Origin of the sequence: Bacillus sp. Nf3, assembly GCF_003028545.1 — a bacterium.
GTDB lineage: Bacteria > Bacillota > Bacilli > Bacillales > Bacillaceae > Bacillus > Bacillus safensis.
Genome location: NZ_PYUA01000142.1, coordinates 1 through 505, shown reverse-complemented (window position 1 = coordinate 505; position 505 = coordinate 1). Strand labels below are relative to the sequence as shown.

Annotated in this window: 1 protein-coding gene; it reads left to right on the top strand. The window is 67.7% G+C overall.

Features of this window, described 5'->3' with window-relative positions:
* On the top strand, positions 1-505 hold a 505-nt coding region (locus C9414_RS21225), incomplete at both ends, for a TolB family protein (RefSeq protein ID WP_181286210.1).

Below are 505 nucleotides of genomic sequence, written 5' to 3'. Positions count from 1 at the left end.
TTCGGCGCTGAGCGCCACCATTGACGGTGATGCACCGTCCAAGCCGTTCGGTGGCAACGATGATTTCGTGTGGTCGCCGGATGGCGCCAGCGTGGTGGCCAGCATCCGCGTGGCTGGCAAGCAGGAACCGTGGTCGACCAACTTCGATCTGTACCGCTTCGACGCCGCCGGCAAGCAGGCGCCGGTCAACCTGACCGCGTCCAATCCGGCCTGGGATGCCGGCCCGGTGTTCAGCGCCGACGGCAAGACCCTGTTCTATCGCGCGATGAAGCGTCCGGGCTTCGAGGCCGACCGCTTCGGTCTGATGGCGATGGACCTGGCCAGCGGCAAGGCCCGCGAGATCGCGCCGCAGTGGGATCGTTCGGCCGGTGGCATCGCCCTGTCCGCCGACGGCGCCAGCATCTACACCACCGCCGATGACCTCGGCGAGCACCCGCTGTTCCAGATCGACGTGGCCAGCGGCAAGGCCACCAAGCTGATCGGCGACGGCAGCGTTACTGCGGTC